Annotated in this window: 19 protein-coding genes; 12 read left to right on the forward strand and 7 right to left on the reverse strand. The window is 63.3% G+C overall.

Going from position 1 to position 24560, the window contains the following annotated elements; translation table 11 throughout:
* Nucleotides 1-167: 167 nt before the first annotated feature.
* The 3 genes from AC1DSJ_RS17690 to AC1DSJ_RS17700 all read left to right on the forward strand — a co-directional run bounded on the left by AC1DSJ_RS17690 (nucleotide 168) and on the right by AC1DSJ_RS17700 (nucleotide 3781).
* Complete coding sequence (locus tag AC1DSJ_RS17690; RefSeq protein WP_441371891.1) at nucleotides 168-1157, forward strand: Dyp-type peroxidase; 990 nt, start codon at nucleotides 168-170, stop codon at nucleotides 1155-1157.
* 320 nt (nucleotides 1158-1477) lie between these two features.
* Nucleotides 1478-2446 carry a reverse transcriptase family protein gene (locus AC1DSJ_RS17695; protein WP_441371892.1) on the forward strand — a complete coding sequence of 323 codons (969 nt, stop codon included), beginning with the start codon at nucleotides 1478-1480 and terminating at the stop codon, nucleotides 2444-2446.
* Between the two features lie 3 nt (nucleotides 2447-2449).
* Complete coding sequence (locus tag AC1DSJ_RS17700; protein ID WP_441371893.1) at nucleotides 2450-3781, forward strand: AAA family ATPase; 1332 nt, start codon at nucleotides 2450-2452, stop codon at nucleotides 3779-3781.
* 204 nt (nucleotides 3782-3985) lie between these two features.
* On the opposite strand, the gene AC1DSJ_RS17705 is transcribed toward AC1DSJ_RS17700, so the two are convergent.
* Together AC1DSJ_RS17705 and AC1DSJ_RS17710 are read right to left on the reverse strand one after the other, a co-directional pair.
* A complete protein-coding gene (locus AC1DSJ_RS17705; protein ID WP_441371894.1) occupies nucleotides 3986-4633 on the reverse strand; it encodes a hypothetical protein in 648 nt (215 codons plus the stop codon).
* Nucleotides 4623-5162 (reverse strand): hypothetical protein, encoded by a 540-nt coding sequence (locus AC1DSJ_RS17710; protein WP_441371895.1) that lies wholly within the window; start codon nucleotides 5160-5162, stop codon nucleotides 4623-4625. The genes AC1DSJ_RS17705 and AC1DSJ_RS17710 overlap by 11 nt, the downstream gene beginning before the upstream one ends.
* A 109-nt stretch (nucleotides 5163-5271) precedes the next feature.
* Between AC1DSJ_RS17710 and AC1DSJ_RS17715 the strand changes: the two genes are divergently transcribed.
* The gene (locus tag AC1DSJ_RS17715) at nucleotides 5272-6300 is read left to right on the forward strand and encodes a hypothetical protein (RefSeq protein ID WP_441371896.1); all 1029 of its coding nucleotides are present in this window, start codon (nucleotides 5272-5274) and stop codon (nucleotides 6298-6300) included.
* Nucleotides 6301-6365: 65 nt separating this feature from the next.
* Here AC1DSJ_RS17715 and AC1DSJ_RS17720 read toward each other — a convergent pair whose 3' ends face one another.
* The 3 genes from AC1DSJ_RS17720 to AC1DSJ_RS17730 all read right to left on the reverse strand — a co-directional run bounded on the left by AC1DSJ_RS17720 (nucleotide 6366) and on the right by AC1DSJ_RS17730 (nucleotide 10855).
* Complete coding sequence (locus tag AC1DSJ_RS17720; RefSeq protein ID WP_441371897.1) at nucleotides 6366-8171, reverse strand: ATP-binding response regulator; 1806 nt, start codon at nucleotides 8169-8171, stop codon at nucleotides 6366-6368.
* 18 nt (nucleotides 8172-8189) lie between these two features.
* Complete coding sequence (locus tag AC1DSJ_RS17725; protein ID WP_441371898.1) at nucleotides 8190-9977, reverse strand: sensor histidine kinase; 1788 nt, start codon at nucleotides 9975-9977, stop codon at nucleotides 8190-8192.
* A gap of 194 nt (nucleotides 9978-10171) precedes the next feature.
* On the reverse strand, nucleotides 10172-10855 hold the full coding sequence (locus tag AC1DSJ_RS17730) for a LuxR C-terminal-related transcriptional regulator (RefSeq protein WP_054422817.1): 684 nt from the start codon (nucleotides 10853-10855) through the stop codon (nucleotides 10172-10174).
* A gap of 233 nt (nucleotides 10856-11088) precedes the next feature.
* Between AC1DSJ_RS17730 and AC1DSJ_RS17735 the strand changes: the two genes are divergently transcribed.
* From AC1DSJ_RS17735 to AC1DSJ_RS17755, 5 genes are all read left to right on the forward strand, one after another.
* Entirely contained in the window at nucleotides 11089-12948 is a 1860-nt protein-coding gene (locus AC1DSJ_RS17735) for a methyl-accepting chemotaxis protein (protein ID WP_054422813.1), read from the forward strand.
* A gap of 92 nt (nucleotides 12949-13040) precedes the next feature.
* On the forward strand, nucleotides 13041-13847 hold the full coding sequence (locus tag AC1DSJ_RS17740) for an alpha/beta fold hydrolase (RefSeq protein ID WP_441371899.1): 807 nt from the start codon (nucleotides 13041-13043) through the stop codon (nucleotides 13845-13847).
* 92 nt (nucleotides 13848-13939) lie between these two features.
* Nucleotides 13940-15481, forward strand: a complete 1542-nt coding sequence (locus AC1DSJ_RS17745; protein ID WP_441371900.1) for a hypothetical protein — start codon at nucleotides 13940-13942, stop codon at nucleotides 15479-15481.
* Nucleotides 15482-15533: 52 nt separating this feature from the next.
* Nucleotides 15534-18062, forward strand: a complete 2529-nt coding sequence (gene uvrA, locus AC1DSJ_RS17750) for an excinuclease ABC subunit UvrA (protein ID WP_441371901.1) — start codon at nucleotides 15534-15536, stop codon at nucleotides 18060-18062.
* Between the two features lie 31 nt (nucleotides 18063-18093).
* Entirely contained in the window at nucleotides 18094-18543 is a 450-nt protein-coding gene (locus tag AC1DSJ_RS17755; RefSeq protein WP_441371902.1) for a GNAT family N-acetyltransferase, read from the forward strand.
* 66 nt (nucleotides 18544-18609) lie between these two features.
* Here the strand turns inward: AC1DSJ_RS17755 and AC1DSJ_RS17760 are convergent, their stop codons facing one another.
* Nucleotides 18610-19386 carry a bestrophin-like domain gene (locus tag AC1DSJ_RS17760; RefSeq protein WP_054422804.1) on the reverse strand — a complete coding sequence of 259 codons (777 nt, stop codon included), beginning with the start codon at nucleotides 19384-19386 and terminating at the stop codon, nucleotides 18610-18612.
* A 144-nt stretch (nucleotides 19387-19530) separates the two neighbouring features.
* Here AC1DSJ_RS17760 and AC1DSJ_RS17765 point away from each other — a divergent pair, with 144 nt between their 5' ends.
* The 3 genes from AC1DSJ_RS17765 to AC1DSJ_RS17775 all read left to right on the forward strand — a co-directional run bounded on the left by AC1DSJ_RS17765 (nucleotide 19531) and on the right by AC1DSJ_RS17775 (nucleotide 23591).
* On the forward strand, nucleotides 19531-20580 hold the full coding sequence (locus tag AC1DSJ_RS17765) for an NADP(H)-dependent aldo-keto reductase (RefSeq protein ID WP_441371903.1): 1050 nt from the start codon (nucleotides 19531-19533) through the stop codon (nucleotides 20578-20580).
* A gap of 14 nt (nucleotides 20581-20594) precedes the next feature.
* The gene (locus AC1DSJ_RS17770; RefSeq protein WP_441371904.1) at nucleotides 20595-21203 is read left to right on the forward strand and encodes a hypothetical protein; all 609 of its coding nucleotides are present in this window, start codon (nucleotides 20595-20597) and stop codon (nucleotides 21201-21203) included.
* Between the two features lie 222 nt (nucleotides 21204-21425).
* Nucleotides 21426-23591, forward strand: coding sequence for a TonB-dependent siderophore receptor (locus AC1DSJ_RS17775; protein ID WP_175170157.1), 2166 nt, complete (start codon nucleotides 21426-21428; stop codon nucleotides 23589-23591).
* Here AC1DSJ_RS17775 and AC1DSJ_RS17780 read toward each other — a convergent pair.
* Entirely contained in the window at nucleotides 23588-24397 is an 810-nt protein-coding gene (locus AC1DSJ_RS17780) for a metallophosphoesterase (RefSeq protein ID WP_054423324.1), read from the reverse strand. The two genes, AC1DSJ_RS17775 and AC1DSJ_RS17780, sit on opposite strands and share 4 nt — an antisense overlap.
* Nucleotides 24398-24560: the final 163 nt, after the last annotated feature.

Here is a 24560-nt window from a genome sequence, read left to right on the forward strand (position 1 = left end):
CGGCGTACAGGCGAATGTCGGGAAGCCGGCGGGGCGGAAGGCATAGGCAAGGGTCAGGGCGCAGGCAAGGGCATAGGCACAGGCCAGGCCAGGGCCGTTGGCAAACACGGGCAGGCGGATACAATTTCCGCCTGTCATCCGTCAACACGTCTTGAGCCTTAGCCCCCATGTCCGACTTCCCGCCTGAACCCCAAGCCGTCCACAGCCCCAACACGCGCCACGCGATCTTTCTCGTCGCCACGCTCAACCCGGGCGCCGACGCGGCCGCCACGGTGCGCGCGTGGTGTGAAGACGTCGCCACGCTGACCCGCACGGTCAGCACGCGTTCGCCGTCGGAAAACCTGTCCTGTATTTGCGCATTCGGCTCCCAGGCATGGGACACGCTGTTCGGGCAGCCGCGCCCGGCCGGGCTGCATCCGTTCCGGGTGTTCGGCGAAGGCACGCGCCAGGCGGTGTCCACCCCGGGCGACATCTTGCTGCACATCCGCGCCGAATCCATGGACATGTGCTTTGAACTGGCCACCTTGCTGATGAATGGCCTGGGCGATGCGGTGACTGTCGTCGACGAGACGCATGGCTTTCGCTACTTTGACCGCCGCGCCATCATCGGTTTTGTGGATGGCACCGAGAACCCCGAAGGGCGCGAGGCCGTCCACTTCACGATGATCGGCGATGAAGACCCCGGCTTTACCGGCGGCAGCTACGTGCTGGTGCAGAAGTACTTGCACGACATGGCGGGCTGGAATTCGCTTAGCGTCGAAAGCCAGGAAGGCATCATCGGCCGCCACAAGCTGTCGAACGTGGAACTGGACGACGACATCAAACCCGCGTCGTCGCACAGCGCGCTGACCACGCTGGAAGAGAACGGCGAAGAAGTGAAGATCCTGCGCGACAACATGCCCTTTGGCCGCGCGGGCATGGGCGAATTCGGCACGTACTTCATCGGCTACGCGCGCAACCCCGCCCCGATCGAACAGATGCTTGAAAACATGTTCGTAGGCCGCCCCGCCGGCAACTACGACCGCTTGCTGGACTACAGCCGCGCGGTGACGGGCAGCCTGTTTTTTGTGCCGTCGGCGGATCTGCTGGAAGAACTGGCGGGGCGCGAGGTAGGGCAAAGCCAGTTGACGGCGGCTACCGAGCAAGCGGCTCAGTAAGTGAGGACGGCTTGAAATTTCATCGGCTTGCATTCGCCGCGCAAATGGGCGGCGATTCGTCTGATATTGGCTTTTGGCTACCCCGGTATGTGCTTGAATACGGAGGTTGTGCCAAGCGGGGAATTTAATCAGGATGTCTTGCCGCCCAACTTCTACGCCCTGTGCGGAGGCCCGTATTCATACGCAGCCTCCACACAGGTAGATCAGACGGCCTAGAGGCTAGCCTTTGCGACTGGAGCTGCTCCTAGTCAGCTAGCATGCGGGAAAGTGTACCCCCGCTGCGGGGCTGGTGTACAGCGCGTGGTCCATCCGGAAAGACGATGCATACGATAAAGCAGTCTCTTGAAGCTCTGTTCGACGCCATGCACCATGGCAAACGGGATTTTTCGGATTTCGCCAGTTGTCAGGTTGAGCCGAACTATGTTCGGCATGAGTTTCGCAAGCAGGGCAAAACGAGGGTAGTCCTGAATCCCAACGAGAAATTGCGCGCGTATCACGAGTTTTTGCGTCTTTTTCTGTTCGACTTTCTTCCTGTCAGGCGCGACGTTGTCTTCTCTTATCGTAAAGGTGTCAGCGCCTACGATGCCGTCATTAAGCATGCTGGAAGCAAGCACTTTTTCGTCTGCGATATCGCGGATTTCTTTCCCAGCATCAGTCGAGATCGGATTCGAAGGACGATCGTCGCAGGCGGGCATTCAACTCCGATTTTGGACATTGATCAATGGGTTGATCGAGTCCTCGATCTTGTAAGCGTTGAAGATGCGCTGCCACTAGGGTTCTCCACTTCACCCTCCATTAGCAATTCAGCGCTATTGCCTTTGGATGATGCCATCCAGCGGCATTGTGTCGCCCATGATCTTATCTACACGCGCTATTCAGACGATATCGTGGTGTCGGCGGTAGACGCGGAGCGGTTACGTGGCGTGGAAGGTGTGCTTGCGACCTGTTTCGCCGAGCACATGGAAGGGGATATGGCGCTGAATCCTGCCAAATCCAAGCTACTGCATACCGGAGGAAAGATCCGAATATTGGGCATGGTGCTGCTGCCGAACGGAACTGTTTCCGTCGACGCCAGCGTCAAATCCGAGATCGAAGTGCTCATCCATTTCTACATTCGAGACAGAGGTAAGTTTGCGGATAGAGTCGAAGGCGATGCGCAAAAGGCAGAGGCCCGGCTGGCGGGATTGCTGAATTATGTGAACACCGTGGACCGAGCTTACCTGCAAAAGCTGCGCAAGAAATTTGGCGCAGCCGTCGTCGATTTGTTTCTACACCGATCCTTTGGCTGAGTCATGCAGTTCGTCGTGGAGATGGTGGAAGTTCGCCCAATTAAAGCGCTTCGATTTGAGATCGACCTTGAACGCAATCAACTGTTGTGCATCGTCGGGAAAAGCGGTTCGGGAAAAACCACCTTAGTCAAATCGATCCTCAATTTCACGCTGTCGGACACGCTCGCCAGGACGGCCCCTGAAGGCATCGTGCAACGCGATAGTAGGGTGCTCTATCGCTTTGGTGAACAGGAGTTTCTGTTTACCTACGATGAAAGCCTGCGCATGTTGAACACCAGGGTACCCGTGCCGGCTGCGCTGAAGGCCCAGGTTTTAGTAGAGTTGCCAATGCCCTACGGGCACCGCTTCAATTTCTTTCGCACACTCAGTGAGTCGGACCATGAGATCCGAAGAGCGATAATTTTGGGAGACTATCGAGTCCCCGTGGAACTTATCGCATTTCTGACGAGGATCTACGGCGAACGGCGCTTTGATGCGTTCGTTGAAATCGAATTGCGGGGCGGGTCCTGCTGTTGTGTGCTCTTGCCCGATGGGCGCTATTTGCGGGAGGACTATTTCAGTTCCGGGGAGTACTCCCTGATCAGCCTTTTTCGCAAGGTAAGGAAGGGCGCGCGGCTTCTTGTAGTGGATGAGATCGACATTTCCCTGGATGCCCGGGCGCAGGCGAGACTTGCCGCAGAGCTTCGAGAGCTGTGCGCACAGCACGGTGTGAATATTGTGGTCACCAGCCATTCGCTTGCGATGATGCAAACGCTGGGAAGCGATGAGTTGCTGTATATGGATCGGGCGGCCCACGAGGTTACTTTTTCGAAGACGTCTTTCAGCTATGTGAAGAGCCTGATGTTCGGCTTCTCGGGACGTGATCGATACATCCTGACGGAAGACCCTGTCTTGAAAGCGTTCCTGGAATATCTGATTCGCAGGTATTGTCCGCCTTCGTTTTATAGCTATCACCTGATCGATGTCGGTGGTGCTTATCAGGTCGTGGACCTCATGATCCGAAACGAGCAAGAGGAATTTCTTGGGCCGTCACAGGATGTGATTTCCATTCTGGACGGAGACCAGCAATCAACCAAGTTCTCTCAATCGAAAAATGTGTACTGCATCCCCTTGGAGAGCGTGGAGAAGGCGCTTTGGACAGAGCATGAGAGATTCGCTTGCCTGCCAAGTGTCGCGGTGAAAATGCAAGGGCCAAAAGCGCTGTACAAATATGTCATTCGCGAAAAGATCCTTTCGTCTGAGGAAATATTCGCATTGCTGTGTGACCGTCATGATGCAGCCATGCTCGACTTTTCAAAGACATTGCAGGCGTTCCTGTGCCGGCCGGAGGGGTGATCCAAGAAGGGTTCGGCTTCCCGCAAGGGAGTGTCCTTAGCGGTGGGGAGGAAGGGCCGGGGGCCATTTGACAAAGCCCTCCACCTCCCCATCGAGACTCTGTATTGCGGCGCGCGCTGAAAGCGTTGATCTTCCTGGCAGTGGCGTTCAACGCCGGCAATACGCTGACGCTGCCGTTGCCAGCGCTGTTCGACTTCTGAACGTCTACAGTTCTTCGATGCGCGCAGTGGGCGCGAACGGCGTGCCCAGGTTCAAGGTGGCGTACACGCGGTCCAGGATGCGCTGGCGCCGCGTGGGCTTGCCCAGCCGCCAGCGGGTGTCCAGGAACAGCAAGGGCAGGGCGAAGACGAGCCACACGATCAGCATGCCGCCGCCAATGACGGTGGCCAGTTCGGGCAGTTCCGCCAGCGTCTGCGGCGTGCCTGTGGTGTAGACGATGCCCACGAAGATCAGCCACGTAATCAGCAGCAGCCAGCCGATCAGTTTCAGCATCGGCGTGCGCTGGCCCGGCCCCACGCCCACCGGTCCGATGTCGGTATGCAGGAATCGGAAGACACGGTGGCTGACATAGACCCGGTCGTCTTCCAGATTGCGCATCGCATAGACGAGCCGGTGCGGATCGTCGCTGGCAAGCGGCGCGTCGTGTGCGGCGATCTCGACCTGGTCGCCTTCGGCCAGAAAAGGCAACGCATTGCCAAAGTTCTCGCCCGCGTACATCACATAGGGCTGATGCCCGATCAGAAAACGGTAGATGCCGTAGCTGGGCCGTTTGTTGGCGCCGACGTGCGCCTCGTGCGTCAAGGCATGCAGCGTGCCGCTGATGCGTTGGATGGACGGCAGGTCAGCGGACATGGCTTCCTGGCGAATAGGTCTGCGCGCATTGACGGTATTGCGCTTCGCTTTGCAAAATGGCGCGGCGATGGCGCAGGGCGCTCCACAGGCCATAGGCGCTCAGGCCGGACAACAGCAGCGCGACCAGCGCCACCGCCAGCGCCAGCGTCATCAGCAAGGTGCGTGGAAACGAAGACACGCCCAGCAGCCACGCGCTTGCCAGCGCAACCGCGGTGACAATCGCCCCGATACCGATCTGACGGCCGCCACGGCGCCACTCGTCGCGGTAATACCGCGGCGGCACGCCAGGGCCTTGCGGCGTGATCAGCCAGCTGAAATGGCGCTTGCCATGTTCATCCTGAATGACGCCGACAAACGCCGGCCGGCCTGTTTCGTGCACCCGGCGCAGCGTATGGACCACGGGCGCTTCCTGGATGACGCCAAACACGGGCACACCGTTCACGCGCAAGTGAACATTGCCGCGAATGGCGGGCACCGCCACGCGCAGTTTGTCGATGGGGCCTTCGATGATGTCAGCGGATGCGCGCAAAGGGGCGGCCTGTCTGTAGGAAAAGAGCTTGAGTGTAATGCGTGCGGCGCCAAAATCAGGTCACCTGAACTAGTGTAAAAACAGGGTTTCCGATTGCGCCGAACCGGCTTTGTCTTCGATGACCGACACGCTGATCTCTTATCGAATCGATGCGCCCGCCCCGGGTGTGATGCGCGTGCACCTGCGGCAACGGCCCATGATCGCGCTGCTGGTCATCGTCTGTGTGACGCTGATGGGCATACCGGCGGGTTTTGCCGCTGACCTGTTGGCGGGCAGCCATCCCTTTGCCAATCTGAATGGCAAGCCCGCCCTGGCGCAAGCCATTGCGATGCTGGGCCTGGCCATGCTGAGCATTGCGGGGCCTGCGGGCCTGTGGTTGTGGCCGGTGCGTGAATCGTTGTTGCTGTCGCGGCCGGACCAACGCGGCTGGCGGATCACCCGAAATGTCTTTGGCCTGCGCCGGCGCGTTGCCGATACGTTTTCGCTGGAAGGCGTGCGCGGCTTGTTCTTGCGGCGGGGCAAGGCTGGCGAGCAGGTTCATCTTGAGCCGGTGCTGGTGGATCAGCACGGCGAGCCGCACCCGCTTAGCTTTCAATCGGGGCTGCTCAAGCCCGGGTCGAAGCGGGCCGATGATTATCTTGCCGCGCTGTCGGACTATTTCGGCAAGCCCTGGCCGGAGGCGGTCGCGGACCCGGCGGCGTGGCAACAGCTGATGCAAAAGCAGAAGCCGCGCGGAAAATCCCCCGGAATGGTTGCCGGAAAATCCCGCACGCAGACCACGAAGCACCAGGCGTTGCCGCCATCGGCCGAATCCGCATTGGCGTCCGAGCCGCCGCCGATCTCGATGCCGCTGCGTGTCACGCTGGGTCTGGTCGGCGTGTTCTTCGGCCTGGTGGCGGTCAACAACGTGCTTGCGGTGTTAAGCGGCTTGTTCAGCGGGCGCCTGGTCACCAGTGGCAGCCGCTTTTCGCATAGTACGAACGTCGCGCGCGTGGCGGTAGAACCCGTCTGGTATTCCGTCAACGTGGCCATCGAAATCTTCGGCGTGCTGTTGTTGGCGTCCATCGCCTACGGGTGTTTGCGCGTGGCGCTGCGTGCGCCTGCGGATCGGGCCAGTCAAGGGCCGCTAGACAGGTGATCCGCTCGGCGCGCGCCTTCTTTGCACACCCCTTCTTTGCACCCCCCCTTCTTTGCACACCTCCATTACGTGCGTGCGGCCTGCAACAGGCTGGCCACGCGCTCACGCAATGCCGGCACGGACACCGGCTTGTGCAGCAGCGGAATGCCGCGCGCGGCGGCTTCGGCAAGGCGCGCCGGGTCGGTGTCGCCGCTGACCAGCAGCGCAGGCAGCTCCGGGTCGTTGTATTCCTCGCGCAGCCGCTCGATGACGTGGATACCGGTTTCGTGGTCGCGCAAGCGGTAGTCGCTGACGATCAGCGCCGGGCGTTCGGCCAGCGGCAGCACGCTATCGAACAAGGCGTTGCCGCTGGTGGCGGCAATGACGCGGCAGCCCCAGCTTTCGAACAACATCGTCAGGCCGGCAAGGTTCTGCGCATCGTCGTCCACCAGCAGCGCCAGTTGGCCGTGCAGGCTGGCGCCGTCGCCTTCCACGTGCGGGTGGGCGGGCAATGTGGCCGCGTCCGGCACGCCGGCCTGATCGGCGTTGGCAAGCGGCACAGTCACCGTGAACACGGTGCCCCGGCCGTCTTCAGAGCGCATCGCCAGCGCATGGCCCAGCAGCCGCGCGGTGCGGCGCACGATGGCCAGCCCCAGCCCCAGGCCCTTGCTGCGGTCGCGCTCGGGGTTACCCAGCTGATGGAATTCCCAGAACACGCGTTCACGTTCCGCGTTGGGGATGCCTTTGCCGTTGTCCCACACCTCCAGCCGCAACTGGCCGGCGGCCCGGCGGCAGCCGACCAGCACGCGGCTGCCGGACGCATGCGTGATGGCGTTGCTGATCAGGTTGCGCAGCACGCGTTCCAGCAGCACCGGGTCTGACCACACATAGGCCGCGCTGCCGCGCACGCGCAGCGACATGCCTTTTTCGCGGGCTTGCGGCGCATATTCCGCGCGCAGCTGATCCAGCAGCGGGATCAACGGAAATGCTTCCCGGCGCGCTTCAATCACCCCTGCGTCCAGCCGCGACAGGTTCAACAGCGCGTCAAACAGATGGCCCATCGCGGAAATTGCGCTGGCGATGTTGTCCACCAGATAGCGGCCGTGGCGCGACAGCGGCTCGCTCGTCAGCAGGCCCAGAAACAGATTGACGGCGTGCACGGGTTGGCGCAGATCGTGGCTGGCGGCGGCCAGGAAACGGGATTTTTCCAGGTCGCTGCGTTCGGCCGCGGTCTTTTCTTGCCGCACCTGATCCAGCAGCGCCAGGTTTTCGTAGCCCAGCCGCAACGCGTCCAGGTGCGTGCGATTCATGCGATGGATGAAGGCCAGCGTGGCGACCAGATACGCCAGCCCGCTCGTCACCAACGCCAGGTGGATGGCCGACGGCTGCACCGCCAGCGCAATGAACATGGGCGCAAAGGCGGGGATCTCGAATGCGTACATGACCGGCAGCAGCATGTAGTTCGAATAGATGGCGCCCGTGCCCAGGCCAAACAACAGCACGATGAAGAACAGCTGATATTCCAGCGGGACGAAGAAGGTCCAGTACGCAAACGGCAGGCCCCAGAGGATGCCCGAGCACAGGTTGCCGATCAGCATGCGCCGCACCCAGCGCGCCGCGGCCGTGGGGTCGGTGCGGTGGCGGTCGTAGGCGATCACAGCCGCCGTGCGCAGGATGCCGACGGCCAGCGTGGCAGCGATCCACCACAGCACTTCGTGCAAGGGCAATACGTCGTGCAGCGCATAGGCCGAAAAGCAGGCGGTGATCAGCGAGCCCGCCAGCGCAAAGGGAAAGCTTCGGCGCAGCGCATCAATCTGCACCTGCAAGATGCGGGCGCCGTAGGTTGAGGCGGGCGGGGGCGCGGAAGAAGACGAGCCGAGGTCGGTCTGCACAGGTCTATGGGGCTCCGTTCAGGCCGATTGCGCTGCGGCGGGACGCAGTTGCAATACGGCGGTCAGTACCGTCCGGCCCGGCGCCGACACGATGTCCAGCGTGCCGTGTACGCGAGCGATGCGGGCGTGCATGCTGCGCATGCCCACGCTGACGCCCGCCTGCCGCACCGCCGCCACATCGAAGCCCGCGCCATCGTCTTCAATGCGCAGTTCCAGGCGGTCGGGTTCGGGTTGATGCAGGTGCAGCGCCACGCGGCGGGCGCGGCTGTGCTTGACGACGTTGGTCAGCGCTTCTTCCACCAGGCGCGTCAACGCCAGGCATTGCAGCGGATTCGGGGGCGTGCGCCATTGCGGCGGGAATTGCCAGCGGGAATCCAGGTCGAGCTCGTCGAACAGCTGCACGAAGCGGTGGCGCAGGGGCGCGGCCCATTCCTGCGGCGTCGCCGGCACCTTGACGCCTGCGCTGGAACCGCTGTCGATGGTCTGGCGCAAGTCATCGCGCAGCAGCTTCAACATGGACAGGAATTGTTGGCCTTGCAACGGCCGGTCGGCCTGTTCCACCATGGCCATCATGCGCACCAGCGAGCCGCCCAGCCCGTCATGCAGATCGTGCGCAATTTGCAGCCGTTCGTGCAGGCGCGTGTTGGCCATGGCCAGCGTGTGTTCGCGTTCCAGCGTGGTGGCCAGTTCATGGCGCGCCTGGAAGATGGCGTCGGCCAGCTCCTGGTTGAAGCGTTCGATTTGCCGCACGTTGCGCGCGTGACGCAAGCCCAGGATGGCCGACATGCACAGCGTGACCACGACGCTGGAGTAGGGCGTGGAGGACTGGCTCGGAGCGGTCAGGTTCAGCATCTGCAGCAGATCGTGCAGGCAGAGCACAAAAAACACCAGCAAGCAGGCGGCCAGCATGATGTGTTCGGGGCGGCGCGTCCGCCACGCATGCACGGGAAATTGCAGGCAGTTGATCAGGAAGATGGCGGCGGGCACCAGCACGCCTACGCTTAGCGCGGTGGGCAGCGCGTCGTCGGGCGTGACCACCATCATGACCAGCAGCGCTGCGGTCAACACCCACAGCGCCCGTTCGATGCGCGGCAACCGTTGTTCGCCAAAGCGCCAGGTGAACAGGCAGAAACACGGCACGTACATCACCAGCGCCATGATGTTGGCGCGCGCCAGCGACAGCGTGTCCGGAAAGGGCCAGGGGCTGGTCAACAGCACATTGCAGATGAACAGCACCCAGAACAGTGACATCAGCGCGTACCAGCCATACGTCGTCTGTTCGCGCCGGACCACCCAGATGCAGAAGAACAACCCGCCCAACACGCTCGAAACAATCACGTTCAGGATGAACAGCGAACGGTTGCGCCACCACAAATCTTCCTGAATGGCCTGCATGGCGCGTGCATCGCCCAGATACACCGGGCCCAGCCCGGGCGTCTGCTGCGCAAGGCCCGTCACGCGCACCCACAACGTGTTCACGCCGTCGCGCACGATGCTGTCTGGCAGGCGCCAGTAACGCGGCATGTTCCAGCTGCGCGTCAGCGGTTCCACCAGCTGAGGGTCGCTCCAGATCAAGTCATCGTTCACGAAGACTTCACCCGCCATCACAACCGATTTCAGCGTCAGGCCGACGGGGCCGGGGCGGCCGCCCGCGCAGGCCTGTTGCCAGTCGATGCGATACCAGACCGATCCGCTATAGCCAGGCCAGCGCAGGTTCCAGTCGTCCGGTAGCGTGACCGGCACCCAGTCGGCGGAAGGCGGCCGGCCGCCATCGGGGGTGGGCTTTGCAGCCGAGACCGACAGCACCTGAACGGTGCATGCGGCGGAAGTGGGATCAAGTGTGGGCGCTGAGGCGGGGCTTGAAGCGGAAGCAAAGGCCGGTGCGACGCACAACACCAGCCAGCAGGCCAGCCACCATTTCAGTCCAGCAAACCACGCAGTAGCGCATCGTCCAGCAAACCGCGTTGTTGCGCATCGTCCAGCCCACCACGCCGTTGCGCTTAGTCCAGCAAGCCACGCGTACGCGCGGCGTGGATCGCTCGCGTGCGCGAGGAGACAGCCAGTTTGCGGTAGATGTGCTTGATGTGGCATTCGACGGTGTAGCGCGACAGGAACAGCTGTTCGGCGATTTCGCGGTTGGCCAGACCTTCAGCCACCAGACGAAGAATCTGGCTTTCGCGGGGGCTAAGTATCTCACCGCTTGCCGTGCCAGTCTGCTCCGTGGGCCGGGGCCGCAACTCGTCGATGATGCGGCGGGCCACGAAGGGGTCGATAGGGGCACCGCCGCGCAGCACGCTGCGCAGCGACAGCGAGACCTCCATGTCGTCGCGTTCCTTCAACACATACCCCGTGGCGCCGGCCCGCAGCGCGGCCAGGATGGCGTCTTCGGTGCACCAGGCGGAAATGACCAGGATGGCCAAGCCGGGGTCGGCGGCGTGCATGTCGGCGATGAGTTCGATGCCGCTGCCGTCGGGCAGCCCCAGGTCCACCAGCGCCAAGGCGACCGGCTGGCTGGCCAGGCAGGCGCGCGCTTCGGCCAGCGAACCCGCGAAGATCAAGGCGTCAGCCTGATAGCCCAGCTGCAGCAGCAGCCCTTCTAGCCGGCGGCAGACCAGCGGTTCGTCCTCCACCAGCAGCACCGGAGCGGGCAGCGTCAATTCGGAGGCAAGGGGAGAGGCGGACATAGGAGATAAGGCGGAAAGAGGGCCAGGATTGACCGATTCTAATTGTGCCGTCGGCGCGCGCGCCCGGATATCCCTTGAACTGGGTATTTGACGCCCGGAATTGGTGTTTACCCCTAAAGTCCGCGCCGCGTATGCCGTAAGTCCATCGTGGCCGCCGGTTTTCTGGGCGGACCAGATACCCGCGCCGTTCGGCGTGGGCGGGGGCTGTACGAAAGCAGGTTAAGAAGGCAGGCATGAAAATTACGTCGTTGCGCAACCGAATTCTATTGATCTCGTGCTTTACCGTGGTGGGCGCGCTGGTTCTTTCGGGGATAACCACCTACCAGATCGTGCGCAGCAATATGATGGCGACGATTTCCGGCAACCTGGACGCCATCGCCGCCGGCAATGCCAGCGCGATCGAACGCTGGTCGGCGGACAAGGCCCAAGCGGTCTCCGCCACCGCCGCCGCCATTGAAAAGGGCGACCCCCGCGGCTTCACCAAGCTGATGGGCGAAACCAACGGCTTCCCGATTTCCACCGTCGGCTGGTCCGACAAGACGTTTTTCTCGACCACGCAGGTCGCAGCCGACTATGACCCCACGGCCCGCCCCTGGTACAAGAGCGCCGTGGCGGCAGGCAAGCTCACCGTCACCAAGCCCTATGGCGATTCCGCCTCGGGCAAGCTCTACGTGGCCTTCACCGCGCCGATGATTCGTGGCGGCCAGACGACCGGTGTGCTGAGCGGCGCCGTGCCGCTGGACGGCATCCAGAGCATCATCCGCGCCATTCGTCCCACGCCGTCCAGCCTGGCGTTTGTGGTGGCGACCGACGGGCAGGTCATTTCGCATGTGAACGACAAGCTGGCGTTGAAGCCGTCCACCGACGTGGCCCCGGAGCTCACGCCCGCCGCGCTTGCCGCCATGGCGCATGACGGCGCGGAACCGATCACGGTGGCGCTGGATGGCGTGCCGAAACTGATCAAGGCGCGCCAGATTCCCGGCACCGACTGGTCGCTCGTGATTGCGCTGGACCGCGCCGAAGCCACGGCCGGCCTCACGCAAGTGCTGAACGCCACGCTGATTTCGCTGGTGGTGCTGACGCTGGCCGCTGTGGCGATCTCCAGCGTGGCGACGTCTCGCGCGTTCAAGCGCCTGTCGGCCGTGCGCGACGCCATGGACACCATCGGCTCGGGTGACGGCGACATGACGCACCGGCTGGAGGTGGTGGGCCATGACGAAGTGGCGCAGATCTCGGCGTCGTTCAACGCGTTTGTCGACAAAATCAGCCATGTGATGTTGGAAGTGCGGTCGGGCGTGCACTCGATGTCGGCCGCTACCAGCGAAATCGACATGGGCAACCGCGACTTGTCGCAGCGTACCGAAACGTCGGCAGGCTCCTTGCAGGAAACGTCATCTGCGTTGACGCAGCTGACCTCCAGCGTGCGCCAGACCGAAGAAGCCGCCGAACACGCCACGCGTCTGGCCACCGAAGCCAGCTCGGCTGCTGAACGCGGCGGCAAGGTGGTGACGGATGCCGTGACGACGATGAGCGCCATTTCGCAGTCGTCGCAACGCATCACCGAAATCATCAGCGTGATCGACAGCATCGCCTTCCAGACCAACATCCTGGCGCTGAACGCCGCGGTGGAAGCCGCGCGCGCGGGTGAGCAGGGCCGCGGCTTTGCGGTGGTGGCGGGCGAGGTGCGCACGCTGGCCCAACGCAGCGCGGCGTCCGCGCAGGAAATCCGCACGCTGATCCAGGCGTCGGTCGAGAACGTCAAGAGCGGTACCGAACGCGTGCAGGCTGCGGGTTCGACCATGGGCGAGATCGTGGACGGCATCGCCCGCGTGCAGCGCCTGGTCACCGAAATCCACGGCGCGATGACGGAGCAAAGCGTGGGCATCAGCCAGATCGACCGCAGCGTGGCTGACATGGACCAGGCCACGCAGCAGAACGCGGCGCTGGTGGAGGAATCTGCCGCGGCGTCCGCCATGCTGAGCGACCAGGCACGTGTGCTGGCCGACACGGTGGGCCTGTTCAAGCTGCGTGGCGACACGCACGCGGCAGGCCAGAAAATGCTGGCCCTGCCGCAGACCGCCTCGGCGTACTGACTGGCGCGGCCATCGCGTCATCCGGGCGGCAGTTGCCTGCCAGCCCGGAAGGCAGCAGAATCTGCGAAGCCCATGGACTGAACAGAGGATGAATGATGGCCGACCCCGCCGCTCGCGCGCCTGAAGACACGCTGATCCCGACCGCCCACGGCCGGGTCCACGCCCGGCGCTGGCCGGGTTCGCCGCAAGGCGAGGGCGCCCCGATCATCCTGCTGCATGACTCGCTGGGCAGTGTGGACTTGTGGCGCGACTTTCCCGCCAAGCTGGCGCAGGCCACCGGCCGCACCGTCATCGCCTATGACCGGCTGGGCTTCGGCCAATCTGACCCGAACCCCCACCGCCTGCTACCGGACTTTGTCGCCAGCGAAGCGCAAGACGCCTTCGCCGCACTTGTCGACCATTTCAAGCTGACCCGCTTTATCGTGTTTGGCCATAGCGTGGGCGGCGGCATGTCGGTATCCATTGCGGCGGCGTATCCCGGCCGCTGCATCGGCGTCATTACGGAATCTGCCCAGGAATTCGTCGAAGACCGCACGCTGCAAGGCATCCGCGTGGCCGGCGAGCAGTTCCGCGACCCCGCCCAGCTAGATCGCTTGAAGCGTTACCACGGCGAGAAAGCGCAGTGGGTGCTGGACGCCTGGGTGCAGACCTGGCTGTCGGCGGAATTCGCCAGCTGGAATCTGGACACGACCTTGCCGCGCCTGACCGTGCCGCTGTTGGCCATCCATGGCGAAAACGATGAGTACGGGTCCATGCGCCATCCCGAAAAGCTGGTGGCGCTGGCGGGCGGCCCGTCGGCGATGTTGCCGTTGCCCGGATGCGGCCACGTGCCGCATCGCGAGCGCGAGGACGTTGTGCTGGAGGCGGTGGGCGCGTTTTTGGATCAGCGCGGCGTTTGATCGGATCGGCGTAACCCGCTCGCCCCTTAACTTTTCGGCTTTCGTGCCGTTAAACCGGGCACTGCATCAAGCGCCAGGATTCCATCGCCGCCATGACTACCATCAGCTCACTGGGAGGCGTGCAGAGCGTCACCCCGCTCAGTACGGACACCCTCATTTCGCGCGCAGCCTCCCCTCAGGTGCCGAGCATCGCGCCCGCATCTACCTCGGTGTTGCTGGGCCAGAGCCCGTCGGGCGCCAGCGCGTCGACGTATACGGAGACGGGGGCGGTCAACGACGCCGTCTCGGTGGTGATGGCCAGGAATGTGGCGTCGCGCGGCGCCGGCAACCCATTCTCGGGTGTGGGCGTGGCGCTGCTGAGCCGGTTTCGCACTGAAGGCGGCAACTATTCTCAATGGGCGCCGGCGCGCCAGGACGTGCAGGCGCAAGGCGTATCGGGCACGGCTTCGGCGGCGTCGTTGCAGGCAACCAATACGGTGTCGCTTCAAATGACCACGGCCAGCGGCGCCAAGGTCGATATCACGCTCAAGAGCGGCGCCGAAGGCATGGCGGTGCAGATCGACGTGACCGAAGGCGCGCTGACTGAAGATGAGCGCAATGCGATCGCGAATTTGTCTGGCGCGTTCCAGGACGCGCTGGACGGCTTGGCTCAGGTGCCTCCCCGTCTGGCGCTGGCGGGTCTGGCGGACATGGATACGTCCTTGCTGTCGTCGGTCAATCTGCGCGCGACCACGCAAGCCAACGGCTTGGCGGTGCAGACCATTGAATTTCTGGCTGACAGCACGCAACGGTCGCTGATGGTGTCGGGGCCAGACGGAGACATCAAGGTCAGCGCAGACCTGACCAAGGCCGCCACCTTCGGCACGGCGGAACAACAGGCGGCGGCGGTCAACAAATATCTGCAGCAATTCGACGCCGCCCGCAGCCGTGGCGACGGCGACGCCGCGTTGATGTCGTTGTTCAAGGACGCGTTTGCCACCGTGCACAGCAGAGGCGCGGCGCAGGCGCAGCGTTCGCAACCGGAGGGCACCGTCGTTCGCGTGCCGTCGTCGGATGCGCATCGCAGCCTGTTGTCCGGGCTGGCGGACTTTTCGGCGTCCATCAAGCAGGTCACGCAAGCGATCAATCCGGGGCGCCGCGAAGAGGTCGACGGATTCTCGTTTCAGGTATCGCAGAATAGCCGTGTCGCGGGCCAGGCCCGTTGGAATCAGGTCGTGTCGCAGGATCAGCAGTCATCGCTGAAGGCCAGTTTCCATCGATCATTGACACCCGATGTGAAGTTGGCGCTAACGACGGACAAGTCGTCACAGAACTATCTTTACTATCAGATTGATGACACTACCCGCAGTCAGACGGACCTTCGCTTTGAGCGTGGCGTGTTGGCGTCGGCAACGTTGAGCCAGACGCGCAACCTGTCCATGCAAGTGTCGAAGTATGTGCAAGGCGAGCTGGTGGACCACACCGTTAACCCAACGGTGGATTCGTTCACGCGTGATTTGTTGCCGCTGTTCAAAGCGGCGAATCTGGACGAACCTGACAAGAACAGCCGCGACCCGCGCGACCAGGTCGATGCCCTGATGCGCCGCCGGTACCTGGACCTAGCGGAGGCGGTGGCGGCGCTGAGGCAGGGGTAAGGCCGGCAACCGGCCATAAAGCGGCCCCTGGCGCGTCCATTATCATGGCTCCATGAGCCAGCGAAAGAACTCCGCCAAACTGCGCGCCGACGCTTGTATTCGCGTCCGGGGCGCGCGTGAACACAACCTGAAGAACGTCGATGTGGATATCCCGAGAGACGCGCTCGTCGTGTTCTCTGGGGTATCCGGGTCGGGCAAATCGTCGTTGGCGTTCGGCACGCTGTACGCCGAAGCGCAGCGGCGCTACCTGGAGTCCCTGTCCCCGTATGCTCGCCGCCTGATCGATCAGGTGGGTGTGCCAGACGTTGACGCCATCGAGGGCTTGCCGCCCGCCGTGGCCTTGCAGCAGCAGCGCGGCACGCCGAATGTGCGGTCGACGGTGGGCAGCATCACGACGCTGTCCAGCATGTTGCGCATGCTGTATTCCCGCGCCGGCACCTACCCGGCGCGTCAGCCCATGCTGTACGCGGAAGACTTCTCGCCCAACACGCCGCAGGGCGCCTGCCCGAATTGCCACGGCTTGGGCCATGTGTATGACGTGACCGAGCAATCCATGGTGCCCGACCCGTCGCTGACCATCCGCGAGCGCGCCATTGCGTCCTGGCCGCCCGCCTGGCACGGACAGAACCTGCGCGACATCCTGGTCACGCTGGGCTACGACGTGGACAAACCGTGGCGCGACCTGCCCAAGAAAGACCGCGACTGGATTCTGTACACCGACGAGCAGCCGACGGCGCCTGTCTATGCCGGCTTCACGCCCGCCGAGACCCGCGCGGCCGTGCGCGCCAAGCAGGAACCCAGCTACATGGGCACCTACACCGGTGCGCGCCGGTATGTGATGCACACCTTCGCGACGACGCAAAGCGCCATGATGAAAAAGCGCGTGGCGCGTTTTCTGACCGGCACGCCTTGCCCCGTGTGTGGCGGGCGGCGCTTGAAACGCGAGGCCTTGTCGGTGACCTTCGCGGGCATGGACATCGGCACGCTGACGCAACTGCCGCTTACCCGCATCGCAGAGGCCCTGACGCCGGCCGCCCAAGGCAGCGTCGATCAGCCGGATATGTCGCCAGAAAAGCGCATCGCCGCGCAACGGCTGTCGCAAGATCTGGTTGAGCGCATCGGCACCTTGCAGGCGCTGGGTCTGGGCTATCTGGCGATGGACAGGTCCACGCCCACCTTGTCGCCGGGCGAACTGCAACGCTTGCGGCTGGCTACGCAGATCCGCTCGAATCTGTTTGGCGTGGTGTATGTGCTGGATGAGCCCTCGGCCGGCTTGCATCCTGCCGATGGGCAGGCCTTGCATCGCGCGCTGGATCAATTGAAGGCCGCGGGCAATACGCTCTTTGTCGTCGAGCACGACCTGGAGACGCTGCGCCGCGCGGACTGGCTGGTGGACGTGGGCCCCGGCGCGGGCCAGCACGGCGGCCAAGTGCTGTACAGCGGCCCGCCTGATGGCCTGCGCAAGGTGGGCGCGTCGCTCACGGCGCGCTATTTGTTTGGCGCGCCGGCTCCTGTGCGCAAGACGCCGCGCGAACCCGCAGGATGGTTGTCGTTGCGTGGCATTCATCGCAACAACCTGCATGGCATCGACGCGCGTTTTCCGTTGGGCGCCTTCACGGCGGTGACGGGGGTGTCGGGCTCGGGCAAATCCAGCTTGGTCAGCCAGGCGCTGGTGGAACTGGTGGGTGAACATCTGGGCCACGAACCGGTGGCCGAAGACGCCGAAGGCGACGTGCCGCAACCGGGCAGCGTGGCGCGCACGACGGGCCGGATCGACGCGGGCGTTGACGCGATCAAGCGGCTGGTGAACGTGGATCAGAAACCCATCGGCCGCACGCCGCGTTCGAATCTGGCGACCTACACGGGCCTGTTCGACCACGTCCGCAAACTGTTCGCCGAGACGAAGAAAGCCAAGTCGCGCCGCTACAGCGCCGGCCGCTTCTCGTTCAACGTGACGCAAGGCCGCTGCGAAACCTGCGAGGGCGAAGGCTTCGTCCACGTCGAACTGCTGTTCATGCCGAGTGTCTACGCGCCATGCCCGACGTGCCATGGCAGCCGCTACAACGCCAAGACGCTTGAGATCGAATGGAACGGCCGCAACATCGCGCAAGTGCTGGCGATGACCGTCGACGAGGCGCTGGCCTTCTTCAAAGAAGAACCCGTGGTGCACCGTCCGCTGACGCTGCTGCACGAGATCGGCCTGGGCTATTTGCGCCTGGGTCAGCCCGCTACCGAATTGTCTGGCGGCGAAGCGCAGCGCATCAAGCTGGCGACCGAGCTGCAACGCAGTCAGCGTGGCAACACGCTGTACGTCCTGGACGAACCCACCACCGGCCTGCACGCGGCGGATGTGGATAAGCTGATGGCGCAACTGCACGGCCTGGTCGACGCCGGCAACACCGTCGTCGTCGTCGAACACGACCTGCGCGTGGTCGCCGGCAGCGACTGGATGATCGACGTGGGCCCCGGCGCAGGCGAAGAGGGCGGACACATCGTCGCCGAAGGACCCCCCGAGTCCGTCAGCCGTCAAGGCAAGGGCGTGACGGCGCCGTTTTTGAAGCGGATGCTGGGGGGCGGTTGACGCGTTTTTCTTTAGCCGTATCCTTGCCAACATGACCATCACCTACCGCCCCGCCATTCCCGAAGACGCCGCCGATTGCATCGCGCTGCGCACCCGAACCCGCGAGAACGCCGTCACCGAAGCGCAGCTCGCCGACGCCGGCATCACTTGCGAAACGTGGAGTGCGGGGATTGAAGCGGGCTTGTATCCCGGCTTTGTCGCGCTGGACGGCATCAGGCTTGCCGGCTATTGCTTCGGGCATCGCGACACCGGGGAAATCGTTGTGCTGGCGCTGTTGCCGGAATACGAAGGGCGCGGGGTGGGGAAGACCGTCTTGCACATGACCCGCGACGCGCTGCGTCAGCTGGGTTTCAAGCGATTGTTCCTGGGGTGCGCCACGGACCCTGCCGTGCGGTCTTACGGTTTCTATCGCCACTTGGGATGGCGCTCGACGGGCACGTTCGACGCTGCGGGCGACGAGGTGCTGGAGTACGTGTTCTGAAGGCCGGACGAGCTGGAAGCGCGAATTCCCTATATCTTGGACTCGCCGCACGCCCGGAACCCTTCGCTACATTTCCTGCTCCAGCGTCTTCTGCATCCGCTCCATGCTTTCCTGATTGACCTGGATCACGCCGGTTCCCGGCTGATCGATGTCGACGATAAACGTCAGCACCAACGCGATCAGCGCGGCAAACAGACCGGTTGAAATCAAGCGCCTGCGCCCATGCAAGCCCGTGCCGTAGGCAATGAACGCCACGGCTCCCCCGCTGACGATGAACAGCAAATAGAACACCGGCTCGGGCACGTGGTTTTCAAGCGCCACGCGGCGCTTCTCGTTGATCTGCGCCATCTCGTTGATGGCCTGAATGAACATGATGGTCGACACGGCGGGCGGGTTGTCGGCGGTGGCGGCGGCCAGGGCGCGAATCTGGCGTTCGATGCGGCGTGACGTGGCGCTGGCGGCGTCAAAGCGCGGAGCGTCGTTTTCCGCGTCATGCAGCTCCAGCGCCGCCTTCGTGTATTCCAGCAGCAGCTTCGGCACCTGCGCCCGTGCGGACGGCGCAATCAGCTGCGAACGCCAGTACGCGTTGCCCACGGCGTTGGCTTCTTCCAGCACCAGGTTCTTGCGCGCCTCGAAGCGCGTGACCGACATCGCAAAGGTAAAGCCCAGCAGCAAAGCCAGCAGGCCGAGCAGGGCGGTTTGCAGGGCGGTGATGTGCGTGCGGTGCGTTTCATCGCCGGGCTTGCGCTGGTGCAGGCCCAGCCGGAAGCAGAGCTCGATGATGCCCAGGAAAACGATGACGCCGATGAAGAAGAGATAAGACTCGTCGAAGTTCCTGAGCATGGCGCTCCCCGTCGCGAAGAGGCCAGCGTATGCGGATTTGCGGGCGGGTGGCAAGCTGCCGGATGCCCTGATTCTGTCAGCGAAACGCCAAGTACTTGCGGTAAGGTGTCGGTTCCTCTCTAAAGACCCCGCACGGAGCAGAACTTGAAAACCCGCAAACTCGGCCGTACCGACCTGGATGTCAGCCTGATTGGATTGGGCACCATGACCTGGGGCGAACAAAATACCGAGGCCGACGCTCATCAACAACTGGACTACGCGCTGTCGCGCGGCGTCAACCTGGTCGACGTGGCCGAAATGTACCCGGTGCCGCCCAAGCCCGAAACCCAGGGCCTGACCGAAACCTATATCGGCACGTGGCTCGCGAAGCGCAAGCGCCGCCAGGACATCGTGCTGGCCAGCAAGGTGGCCGGCCCGGTGCGCGACCCCAAACGCCCCGGCCACATCCGCGATGGCAAGACCTTCCTGGACCGCAAGAACCTGACCGAAGCGCTGGACGCCAGCCTGAAGCGCTTGCAGACGGATTACCTGGACCTGTATCAGCTGCACTGGCCCGACCGCACCACCGCCACGTTTGGCCAGCTGAATTACCCGTGGGTCGAAGACGAGCACACCGTGCCGATCGAAGAGACCCTGTCGGTATTGCAGGATTTCGTGCGTGCCGGCAAGGTGCGCCACGTGGGCGTGTCCAATGAAACGCCGTGGGGCCTGTCGCAGTTCCTGCGTCATTCGGATACCCAGAACCTGCCGCGCGTGGTGTCGATTCAGAACGCGTACAGCCTGTTGAACCGCGTGTTCGAAATCGGCCTGTCGGAATTCACGCACCACGAAGGCGTGGGGCTGCTGGCGTACTCGCCGCTGGCGATGGGCATGCTCTGCGGCAAGTACCTGAACGGTGCACGGCCCGAAGGCGCCCGCCTGACGCGCTACACGCGATTCACGCGCTACAGCAATCCGCAGGCGGAAGCGGCCACCAGCGAGTACGTGGCGCTGGCGCGCGAACACGGCATCTCGCCGACGCACCTGGCGCTGGCCTGGGTGAACCAGCGCCCGTTCGTCACCAGCAATCTGATCGGTGCGACGACGCTGGAACAGCTGAAGGAAAACATCGACAGCGTCGACGTCACCTTGGCGCCGGACGTGCTCAAGGCGATTGACGCGATCCACACGCGCTATCCGAATCCGGCGCCTTGATCGAAACCTGGCCCATGCAACGCTTCCTGACCACGCTGCTGCTCTCCGCGCTTGCTCTCCTGATGGCGGGCTGCGCGTCGACCAAGACGTACACCGAAAACGTCTCCACGTTGATGGTGTCGTCGGACGGCAAGACGTTTGCGGTGCTGGGCCCGCAGTATCACTATCTGTTCGACATGCCGCCAGCAATGGCGCAGGCGATGCAAGCTGACTTCCGGACCCGGCTGACCGCCGGGATTCCGCGCGATTTTTATGTTGGGGCCGATGGCTTCACGTGGGGCTATGTGCGCTTGCAGCTGATGGGCAACGCGACGCCGCGTGATCGTGAACAGGCGCTGGCCATGCACTTCCAGACCACGAAGGAAGGCATGGTTTATTACACGCATCACATCAAGGGCAAGCGCTACCTGGCCCGGCCTGGCATGCCCAGCGTGGCGCAGGCGGGCGGGGGCAAGCAGACGGCGCTGGACCAGTCGTACCCGGTCACGGTGCAAGACTCGCAAGGCAGCGCGGATATGGCGCGCGCGCTGTCGCCCGTGATGTTCCTGGCGGGCACGGGGTTCGTGGTGGCGAATCCGGCGATTGTGCTGTTCGCCTTGCCGGTGGCGGGGCTGGAGCCTTAAGTCTTCGAGCATCGCGGGGCAGCAGCTTCCGCTGTTGTCCCCGCGCGACATGCCCCGCCATGGGGCAATTCGGCGCAAGTGATTGATCCATCAAACGTTTTGAATGCGTCACGCTATCCAGGCAGCAGTCAGCGTTGTGCGGAATCGTAAATATTATTGCGAATCAGTATCGTTAATAATAAAAATCCAATCTTTCTGCCCGTCTGCTCTGGAGAATTCAACGTGGTCCGTCCGACTTCCAACCGGAAGTGCCGTGCGCGCAAGCTTGCACGGTCTGCTGTTACGCCTTCTGTTCTTGCCCTGGCGTTGGGCATGGTTTTCTCAGGCGGAGCACAGGCCCAATCCGCCGCCGACTCGCAGGGCGTGGCGCAATTGCCGGCGGTGACCGTCAACGCGACATCAATCGACGACACCTTGGAGCACTTGTCCGCACCCGTGAACACCGGCGCGCTGGGCAATCGCAGCCAACTGGAAACGCCGTTTTCGACCACGGTCGTGACCGCGGCAGACATCCAGGACCGGCAGGTCAACAAGCTGGGCGATGTGTTCGCGCTGGACGCGTCCGTCAGCGACAACAGCGCGTCTTACGGCGCGTGGGCCAGCTACCTGACGGTGCGCGGCCTGCCGCTGGATTGGCAGAATTCTTACCGCATCGATGGCAAGCCGTTCCTGAGCTATGTGACGACGCTGCCGTTCGAACAGTTCGAGCAGATTGATTTGTTGAAGGGCGCCTCGGGCTTCATGTACGGCTTTGGTTCGCCGGGCGGCCTGGTCAATTACGTGACGAAGAAGCCGACGGACGAGCCGGTGCGCAGCATCGAACTGGGCTATGTGTCCAAAGGCTTGCTGCGTGAACAGGTGGACCTGGGCGGGCGCGTGGGCCAAAGCGGCACATTCGGCTACCGCCTGAACGCGACGCACGAAGAAGGCAACACGTACAACGGCGGCTCCTTGTATCGCGACTCCGTCTCGCTGGCGCTGGACGCGCGCTTGACCGACAAGCTGACCTGGGACTTCCAGTCCATCTACCAGGACCGCAAGGCGATCGGCCAGGAACCCACTATTTACGCGGGCCAATTGGCGGGCAGCGAGTTGCCGTCGCCCGTACGCAATGACAACGGCAAACTCGTGGGCGAAGGCCCGTACGCCGACAACGCATTCCGCTACTACTCCACGGGCCTGAAGTACCAGCTGTCGTCCGACTGGAGCGTGCGCACCGATTACAGCTACAGCTCGACGCGCACGCGCCGCAATGAATCTGTGCTGTTCCTGCAAAACCAGGCAGGCGACTACGACGACTACCGTTCCGATTACGGCGAGGCCTACGGCTACAACCAATGGCAGGGCATGGTCGAAGGCAAGTTCGCAACCGGGCCGCTGAAGCATCACGTGGTGGCGGGGGCGTCGTGGCAGAAGCAGAAGAACGACTACAGCGTCAATGGCGTGTACCAACTGCAAGGCACGGGCAACCTGCGGTCGCAGAACACCAACACGTACTACAGCGAAGGCAGCCTGGACTTGTACCGCGCGGCCGAGATCACGCAAAAGGCGATGTTCGCCAGCGACACCATCGACCTCACCGGCGGCTGGTCACTGCTGGGCGGCCTGCGCTATACGAATTACGAGCAGGTGGGCTTTGATGCGACGGGCGCGCAGTCGTCACGCTACGACAAGAACGGCGTGCTGACGCCGACCGTGGCGTTGATGTACAAGATCACGCCGCAGACGATGGCCTACGCCAGCTACATCGAATCGTTGGAGCCGGGTTCGTCGGTGGGCAACACCTATGCCAACTACGGCGCCTTGCTGAACCCGCTCAAGAGCAAGCAGTACGAATTGGGTTTGAAGACCAACCAGGATGACTGGGCGGCCACCGCGGCGCTCTTCCGTATCGAGAAAAAGGCCGAGTACGCAAACGCTGCCAATGAACTGACCCAAGACGGCAAGTCGATTTATCAGGGCCTGGAGCTGGGCGCGTCGGCGCGAGTGGCCACGAACTGGAACGTAGGCGGCAGCCTGATGTTCCTGGATTCGGAGTACAAGAAGGGCAGTGCCTACACGGGCAACCGCGTGGCGGGCGCGCCGAAGCTGGTGGCGGCGGCGCAGGTGTCGTATTCGGTGCCGCAATTGCCGGGCCTGAAGCTGCGCGCCGATGTGAAATACACCGGCAACACCATGCTGGGCGCGTCGAACAATGTGCGCGTGGATGACTACGCCATCATCAACATCGGCGCCACCTACGACACGCGCATCTATGGCTACGAGACGACGTTCCGCGCCGGGATCAACAACCTGGCGGACAAGCGCTACTGGCTGTTCCAATCGTCGGATTACGTGAAGGCCGGCGACCCGCGCACCTACGGCTTGAGCGCCAGCCTGAAGTTCTAAGCGTTCACTTCCCAAAGGCGATCAGGCGAAAAGTCAGCCTGTTCGCCTTTTTTGGCATAGCCCAGCGGGTTGGCCACGACCCGGCAGCCGTCTTTCACGTAGTCATGCGCGCAATGCAGATGGCCGTGCATCCACACGTTCGCCAGCGGCAGCAACGCGTCCAACGTATTGCAGAAGCCGGCCGTGCCGGGCGTGACGCCGTAGCGCGGGTCGGCGCTGGCAAGCGTCGGCGCGAAGTGGGTGATGGCCACCGTCGGGCCGTCAAACGGCACGCGCAGCGCGGCGTCCAGCCATTGCTGGCAGACGAGCCCTTGCTCGCGCATCTGTTCCGCCATGAAGGGCGCGCCCTGGCGGCGCATCTGCGCCTTTTCCAGATAGAAGTCGGCCGCGCGAAATGCCTTGGCGCGCTTGGCAAGCGCCACGCCTAGCGCGTCGCTGTCTGATGCCAGCGCATCGAAATCTGTCCACAGCGTGGTGCCAACCAGGCGCACGCCGTCGATGACGCAGGTGTCGCGTTCCAGCCATTGGATGCCCAGGGCGTGGCAGAGCTCGCGCAGGCGATCATGCGTGTCGTCGAAATCCAGGTTGTCGTATTCATGGTTGCCAGGCACGAACACCACAGGCGTGGGCCAGCCGTTGCGTGGCGCGTAGCTGCCCAGGCCGAAGTCGGTGCTGGAAAGTTTCGAGCCTTCACGGTACGAGCCGATGTCGCCCGCCAGCACCAGCAGGTCGGCGCCAGGGGTGGGCCGCGCCAGAAAGGTCGGGTCGGATTCCAGGTGCAGATCAGAGAGCAATTGAATCTTCATGGCCGATATCTTAGGCGATGGGCCGGCTGCGGCATGCGCCACCGTACCCATCCATGCGACACTTTCCCATCAGACGGACGCTTCGGGCGCCATTACTTACCGACTCAACCCTTTACCGACTCAACCCTTTTACCTACTCAACCCTTTTACCGACTCAACCCTT

This window comes from Achromobacter sp. 01N37 (assembly GCF_056399725.1).

Excerpts from the sequence above, each read along its gene's own strand:
- AC1DSJ_RS17755 (WP_441371902.1), top strand. The coding sequence starts at position 18,094 with ATGACCATCACCTACCGCCCCGCCATTCCCGAAGACGCCGCCGATTGC.
- AC1DSJ_RS17700 (WP_441371893.1), top strand. The coding sequence starts at position 2,450 with ATGCAGTTCGTCGTGGAGATGGTGGAAGTTCGCCCAATTAAAGCGCTT.
- AC1DSJ_RS17690 (WP_441371891.1), top strand. The coding sequence starts at position 168 with ATGTCCGACTTCCCGCCTGAACCCCAAGCCGTCCACAGCCCCAACACG.
- AC1DSJ_RS17770 (WP_441371904.1), top strand. The coding sequence starts at position 20,595 with ATGCAACGCTTCCTGACCACGCTGCTGCTCTCCGCGCTTGCTCTCCTG.
- AC1DSJ_RS17745 (WP_441371900.1), top strand. The coding sequence starts at position 13,940 with ATGACTACCATCAGCTCACTGGGAGGCGTGCAGAGCGTCACCCCGCTC.
- uvrA (WP_441371901.1), top strand. The coding sequence starts at position 15,534 with ATGAGCCAGCGAAAGAACTCCGCCAAACTGCGCGCCGACGCTTGTATT.
- AC1DSJ_RS17740 (WP_441371899.1), top strand. The coding sequence starts at position 13,041 with ATGATGGCCGACCCCGCCGCTCGCGCGCCTGAAGACACGCTGATCCCG.
- AC1DSJ_RS17735 (WP_054422813.1), top strand. The coding sequence starts at position 11,089 with ATGAAAATTACGTCGTTGCGCAACCGAATTCTATTGATCTCGTGCTTT.
- AC1DSJ_RS17760 (WP_054422804.1), bottom strand. The coding sequence starts at position 19,386 with ATGCTCAGGAACTTCGACGAGTCTTATCTCTTCTTCATCGGCGTCATC.
- AC1DSJ_RS17780 (WP_054423324.1), bottom strand. The coding sequence starts at position 24,397 with ATGAAGATTCAATTGCTCTCTGATCTGCACCTGGAATCCGACCCGACC.
- AC1DSJ_RS17705 (WP_441371894.1), bottom strand. The coding sequence starts at position 4,633 with ATGTCCGCTGACCTGCCGTCCATCCAACGCATCAGCGGCACGCTGCAT.
- AC1DSJ_RS17695 (WP_441371892.1), top strand. The coding sequence starts at position 1,478 with ATGCATACGATAAAGCAGTCTCTTGAAGCTCTGTTCGACGCCATGCAC.
- AC1DSJ_RS17730 (WP_054422817.1), bottom strand. The coding sequence starts at position 10,855 with ATGTCCGCCTCTCCCCTTGCCTCCGAATTGACGCTGCCCGCTCCGGTG.